This is a genomic window from Alicyclobacillus acidiphilus NBRC 100859 (genome assembly GCF_001544355.1).
GTDB lineage: Bacteria > Bacillota > Bacilli > Alicyclobacillales > Alicyclobacillaceae > Alicyclobacillus > Alicyclobacillus acidiphilus.
The window spans coordinates 1-6,191 of the sequence record NZ_BCQI01000108.1 but is presented as its reverse complement, the minus strand read 5'-3'; the positions used below and the strand labels follow the sequence as shown (position 1 = coordinate 6,191).

5 protein-coding genes and 3 pseudogenes are annotated in these 6,191 nt (G+C 49.6%); 5 read left to right on the top strand and 3 right to left on the bottom strand.

Going from position 1 to position 6,191, the window contains the following annotated elements; translation table 11 throughout:
- Both AAC01S_RS17935 and AAC01S_RS17930 read right to left on the bottom strand, forming a co-directional pair.
- On the bottom strand, positions 1–541 hold a 541-nt coding region (locus AAC01S_RS17935), incomplete at its 3' end, for a CcdC protein domain-containing protein (RefSeq protein WP_067625725.1).
- Between the two features lie 1,231 nt (positions 542–1,772).
- The gene (locus tag AAC01S_RS17930; protein WP_157071282.1) at positions 1,773–2,222 is read right to left on the bottom strand and encodes an ATP-binding protein; all 450 of its coding nucleotides are present in this window, start codon (positions 2,220–2,222) and stop codon (positions 1,773–1,775) included.
- On the opposite strand from AAC01S_RS17930, the gene AAC01S_RS17925 reads away from it, so the two are divergent.
- The 4 genes and pseudogenes from AAC01S_RS17925 to AAC01S_RS17915 form a co-directional block, all read left to right on the top strand.
- The gene (locus AAC01S_RS17925; RefSeq protein WP_217997869.1) at positions 2,221–2,637 is read left to right on the top strand and encodes an ATP-binding protein; all 417 of its coding nucleotides are present in this window, start codon (positions 2,221–2,223) and stop codon (positions 2,635–2,637) included. The genes AAC01S_RS17930 and AAC01S_RS17925 overlap by 2 nt on opposite strands.
- A gap of 61 nt (positions 2,638–2,698) precedes the next feature.
- Positions 2,699–2,997: pseudogene (locus tag AAC01S_RS17920) on the top strand (transposase); the annotation flags it as partial.
- A 68-nt stretch (positions 2,998–3,065) separates the two neighbouring features.
- Positions 3,066–3,242 (top strand): transposase, encoded by a 177-nt coding sequence (locus AAC01S_RS20325; RefSeq protein WP_083511955.1) that lies wholly within the window; start codon positions 3,066–3,068, stop codon positions 3,240–3,242.
- Positions 3,232–3,762, top strand: a pseudogene (locus tag AAC01S_RS17915) (IS110 family transposase); the annotation flags it as partial. The gene AAC01S_RS20325 and the pseudogene AAC01S_RS17915, both read left to right, overlap by 11 nt.
- Before the next feature lie 8 nt (positions 3,763–3,770).
- Here the strand turns inward: AAC01S_RS17915 and AAC01S_RS17910 are convergent.
- On the bottom strand, positions 3,771–5,132 hold the full coding sequence (locus tag AAC01S_RS17910) for an IS4 family transposase (RefSeq protein ID WP_083511953.1): 1,362 nt from the start codon (positions 5,130–5,132) through the stop codon (positions 3,771–3,773).
- Positions 5,133–5,758: 626 nt separating this feature from the next.
- On the opposite strand from AAC01S_RS17910, the pseudogene AAC01S_RS17900 reads away from it, so the two are divergent.
- Positions 5,759–6,191, top strand: a pseudogene (locus AAC01S_RS17900) (IS21 family transposase); the annotation flags it as partial.

Below are 6,191 nucleotides of genomic sequence, written 5' to 3'. Positions count from 1 at the left end.
GTTGCTTCTCAATTTCCAGGTGACGCGTTTTTCGAATCAGAAACATATAGTAACCGGTATAATAAGTAATCAACACGAACAAAATGGTAGTTGTGTAGGGATCGTGAGTGTAGGCAGACAGTACTTGGTTTGTGGGTTGCCCGTTGCCTGCGGCAGTTTCGATAGCCAACTTATAATCCTGATACAATATGTAGGCAAAGCGCCCGATAAACACCACAATCGAGAGCATATGAATCCACGGATTAGGGCGGTAGAACCAAGAATCTTTACGTGGCTCAAAGGATGTGGTACGAATCGCTAAGTACGCAACGCCTATGCCCAACACAATACCAATAGCGTCAAAAATGTACACCATCGGACTAGAAAAACCCGCAGCAAGGAATACAAAACCAATGATGGCCCACAGCGTCAACTGCGTCAAGATACGCGCCTTAACCAACTTTTGAAATCTAATGGCCCTCTGCTTTCGTCGATAAATACCGAATATTACTATGACAACCAGGAGGACAACAATAGCAACTACTCGCGCTGTATGCGGCATACTTCTAGCACCTCCATCTAACAAATTGTCAGATTATGAAATGATTTTCCCTTAACCAACGCTTGAAATCGGATAAATCCCCCCTACATCCCTCCGCTATTTCTTATTATTCACGCTATATCCAAATCTGTTCACCCTGTACGTGCCCTTAGCGTCGTGAACATTATTTTGCTCCGCACTTGGTCGGCAGATACTCGACGGTCCCCAATTTAGCTTAAATGGGGTGCTTGGGCGATGCTGTTCTTGGCAATTTTAATGGAGAGAGGGACTACGGTTAATCGTACCCCTATTCTGAACACAATGGAAACTCCCCAGTCATGGGTAAACCCAGTCAGGCGGAAAAGACAGCGTAGAGTAGCTGCTCAACAGTTGCGTACATTAAAAAGAGCCTCCTTTGTGTACTTCAAATCCCAATGGATAAGAATCGACACAAAAGACGATCTTCGTCGTCATCTTCGGTTCTCAATGCCGTGCGGCGTGAAATCCGAACAATGCGCACAATGAGTCGAATGGCTGGCTTGGTTTTTCTGCGTGAGCTAAGATCGGGGAGATATGGTACGTAGCGACGGCGATACGTGTACCGAAGACTCCAGCAGAGCCACGAAGCCGAAGCGGGGCTTATCGATACAGAGAACACAAGGAGTAGGTACAACAATTGAATATGCAAGGCCGTACTCCCTCTCCAATCTCCACAAGTTTCCACTGGGGTTTGATTTATTATACACCCTATCAGTGTTTTGATGTACTACAATCTGTGCGCGGGCTTGCATTTGACTGGATACCCCATTAATCATAGCCATGCCGTCGGTGCCAAATTGAGCGCCCAATGAGACACGAATCCATTTCAGTCGCGGAATTTTATCCAGCATCCTCAGAGGCTGTCGACTAACTAAATTCCACAAATCGGTTTGCCTTTTTTGAGCTCATCTTTGATAGCACCCCAGGCGCGGTAAGGGATTGTAGGGGGGATTTTGCCCGACAACACAAAGAGCCCCAACAATAGTTGAGGCCAGCGTGTAAATGTTTGGTTAAACGAGTGTGGTCAACGACGTGTTCCGCAAGTGGATGGCCTTCTCAGGAGCTTCATTCCCAGCACTTTCAGGACCTCGGGTAACATCTGCGTCGGAGGCGGAACACTAAGAAACTCCTTCCCTCGGAATTCTGTGTGTTTTGTCAAGCGAAAATACCCGTTATTGTCATCGAGAATTCCCCATACCCCTGACGGGGAATTTTAGCGCTGTTTCATCAGCGCATGCTTCATTCGGTAACTCTCTCCTTCGAATAGCAACAGGTGCCCATGGTGTGCCAGGCGATCAATCATCGCTGCTGCCATTTGGTCGTCCGTGAACACGGAACCCCACTTGGAGAACTCCAGGTTTGTGGTAATAATCATGCTGCGACTCTCGTAGCTGTCGGCTACGACACGGAAAAGCAGCTGCGATCCTTCCTTGTCCACTGGGACATAGCCCCACTCATCCAAAATGAGCAGCTGCGTGCGCCCAATCTCCTTGAGAATGCGTTCCAGGGTGCCGACGCGCTTAGCTTCACTCAGCCGCATCACAAGCTCTGCCACAGTGGTGAATTTCACGCTCATCCCGAGTTCACAAGCTCTCACACCAATACCCGTAGCAAGGTGAGTTTTTCCTTTATGGAATTTTTTCCATAATAGCAAGACCCACATTGCTACGGCTCTCGCGTACGAGGCGGCGGCAGTTCGAGGGAAAGAAGTGTTGTTTACCACGGCGCAGGACTTAATAGACAGTCTCTATGCTGCGATGGCTGACGGCACAGTGAAGCAGAAGCTGCGTTCACTTGGCAAATTGGACCTTATTGTAATCGATGAGCGTGGCTATTTACCAATGGATGATACTGCCGGCAACCATCTGTTCCAGCTGGTGTCGAATGCTTATGAGCGTCAAAGCCTGATTGTAACCAGCAACCGCCCTTTTGAAGAATGGGGCGCGTTGTTCCCGAACCCGTCGCTCGCCAGCGCTACGTTCGACCGACTGTTACACCACGTTTCTGTTTTCACGTTCAGTGGAGAAAGCTACGTTAGAGTCTCAAGTAGTGGTGTAAATTTCAAGGCTGGATCTTGACGAAAAAGCCATCGAGTGCAATCTACAAAAGTGGCCAAACAATCAGTAGAGGAGGCGCTCGATGGCTTCTATGGACAAGATCGCACTTTTGGAGCTGATTCGCAAGATCGGTTTGGAAGATGGAGATGTCGATTTCTGCGGGAAGGCTTGAAGGTCCTCGTCGAAGCCGTGATGGATGCGGAAGTCAGTCAACTCATCGGTGCTGAGCGCTTTGAACGAAGCACGGAGCGCAAGAATTACCGCAATGGATACCGCCGCAGAGAGTGGGATACGAGGGTCGGAACGATTGAATTGCAAATTCCCAAGCTCCGAAAAGGCAGCTATTTCCCCAGCTTGTTAGAGCCACGGAGGAGAGCAGATATACTGGCCCCAGAGTCAACCCAGACAGATGACGTGAGGTAAAATAGACGTAGAGAGGTGTTTGACTCATGCCAGGACGTAAGTGGACTGTGGACGAGAAAATGAACATTGTGTTGGAAGGGATGGTTCCCGGGGCGAATATCAGCGAGGTTTGCCGACAGCATGGTGTGGCCCAAAGTCTGTATTACAAGTGGCGTGACGCATTTCTGGCTGGTGGACGAGCAGGGCTTCAGTCAGGTCCTTGATGAACACGGCTACCGGTACATCCTAGTCAACCCGCTTGTGGCACATCAAGCCAAGAAGTCTAGTCTCCGTAAGGTAAAAACTGATGTACAGGACGCATACCACTTGTGCGAAATGTATTACAAAGAGGAGTTTGAAATCCATAAGAAGCGTGGAATTCAGCTCTTGAATCTGCGTAATCTTACTCGTCAACATGAGGCAATCACGGGCTTGTGCACACAGACCAAGTTGCAGTTCCAAGCAGTTCTAGATCAAGTGTTTCCGGAGTTCAAAGGCGTGTTTGGGGATTTGTATTCGAAGTTTTCGTTGCATGTCCTTCTGGAGTTTCCTACACCGGATAGGGTACTGGCGGTCGGTGAAGGGGAGCTTGCGAGGAGAATCGAGATTTTGTGCCCGAGCCGTTCAGCACGATGGGCTGGGGACCGAGCACGTAAAATCATCGCGGCTGCCAACCGTAATCCATTTCAGACAGTTCGCTTGCAAAGCCTTTTGTTCAGTCTGGATATGTACCTAACTCAAGTTTCGCACCCTTAAGCAGCGAGTCTCTCCTTGATAGGACTGGGTAAATGCGCAATAAACTGCTGAATCACAGTGTCGATCTCGTTGTCATTTGGCATGTCCAGCGTCTCCAAGGCGGACTGCAGCATTGTGATCAGCAAACGTATTACGTCTGCGAATCGGATGTCAGCCATTTCATCGCAGCAGTCGAAGAACAAAGCGCCAATCGTTCTTGGATCCCGCTCGTCCCGAGATGCTGTTGCCAACATGATGTACCGTGCAAAGACAATGGTTGTATGGGCAAACATCTGGTCGTAAGTGCGTCCCTGTAGCTCCTTAGCCAGTCGAAGGTGGGACTTGCTCACCTTGAAAAAGGTTTCAATGTCCCAACGTTTGCCGTAGATTCGAATCACTTCATCATCCGGCAGGCTTGTATCTGTGGAAAGTAGCGCCAACCATTGGCGAGAGCGATTCCTGTCGCGGACGAACACGACTTTCACTGGAACCGGGGTGCCCTTGGCATCCTGCCCAATCGTCACAACCACGGAGGCAAGGATTCTTGCACGTCCACGGCGCTTTCTCAGAGTTGCGTATAGTTCCTTGAGATTTAAGCGGCGTCCCTCGTATTCGTATCGAACCTTGGGTACGGCTTTGAGCATGCACACCACATGCATCGAATGCTCCAGTGCTTTGAGAACGACCGCTGGATACGCAAACCAACTATCGAACAGAAGGTACTTGGCGCGAATGCCCATGGCTTGTGCCTGAGTTAGCAGTTCGAACAGAGCGTCCGTTGCCCTTTGCATGCTCTCTTTCCGCCGCTTGTAACCGCAGGTGCGTTTGTCAATACAGTTCTCTACATCACAGAGACGGTTGCGCTCATTCTCGGAACTGAGCAATGAAAAGGCAAGCGGGACGAACGAATTCCCATCCGACCACCCCAGTGTCAGCATCCGAAAGCCACGAACGAATTTGTGAGACACGTGATCGTAGACCCTCGCGAGCAATTCGACTTTCTTACTCCGATTGCGACTAAACAACGAATCGTCGATGATGAGCACGTCTGCTCTGTCATCCGAAGTCAGTCGAGACATCCGCTGCACCACGGCAGCACTGAGCATGAGCAAGAACCGCCGCCAGTTGTGCCGAGGGTTATTCAAAAATCGATACACGGTGTCTTTGCCAAATTTCTTGCCTTCGGGCTGCTTAAGCCAGCGGTTCAAACTTCGCTGCGTGAATACGAGGCTGAAAATGGCCTGAAATACCTCGATAACACCAATGCCAGCCTGCTTTGTAACATTCGACTGTTTCAGCAACCGAGCAATTTTGTACTCCCTGAAGAAAGCAAATACCATAGATTGGAGTTGATCTGAGTGTTGGGGTTCACGTACCATTAGGGCAAACATCCTCTTCTCTGTAGATTGTTGTATTCGCAACTTCAGTCTAGCAGAAAATGAGGATGTTTTTGCTTGTTCACCGGCCGCAATCGCCGTCGTACCAAGGGTTTACCCTGTCAAATGGGGTGCGAAACTTGAGTACCTAAATATACTTCTTCAATACCAAGAGCACCTATTGTATAGCGCGGTTTAAATTTGCAGAAAAACGCGGCGGCGTTTTTTCCAATTCTGAAGGTGCTTGATATGGAGTGGCGAGCATGATAGCCTTTCAAAATTTATGGCAGCGCGTTCGTCCTGCCTCTATACGAGCGGAATCATGCTCGCAGAGGCTCCATGTCAAGCACGCCCTCTTGAACGCAAAAGGAAATGTGTTACTGGGAATCCTAACGCCGCGTTTTTCTGCACTTTTGACTTGCGGAAAACACCTATCCGCCCTCGAAAAACAGATAGATGCTCTCACTGAGGAAATTGAAGAATGTAAGATTATCCAGTCCATCTGTGAACGCCGGGTTAAAATTGACCCACCAACGCCGAAATGAAAATGACCCACCTGCGTTGAATAACTCCCTTCGAGAACCTGACCGTTTTCGGAGAGGAGAATCCAAATGTTACGAGGTGGGTCTGTGTTAAGACTACAAGGTTTGCAGGCGGAAGGAAAGGGTTGGCGTGAGATTGCTAGAGAGACGGGGCATTCGAAGAACACCGTGAAGAAGTATCTGCGGGATGGTCATCCAGTGGAAGCAAAGCGACGACCACAGCGCAGGACGAAACTCGAACCGTTCATCCCACAGATTGAGCAGTGGATGAGTGAGGGATTGTTCAACTGCGTCGCCATGAAGCAACGCCTGGAGAAGATGGGCTACACGGGTGGCGTGACACAAATCAAAGCGTTTGTACACCCGCATCGTCCACCACGCCAGGTACAAGCGAAGCGACGTTATGAGACCAAGCCGGGGCAACAGGCACAGATTGATTGGGGCTTTTGCGAGGAGCAGGATGAGAACGGGCGTACACACAAGGTGGCGGTATTCGTGATGGTTCTGGGATACTCCCGCT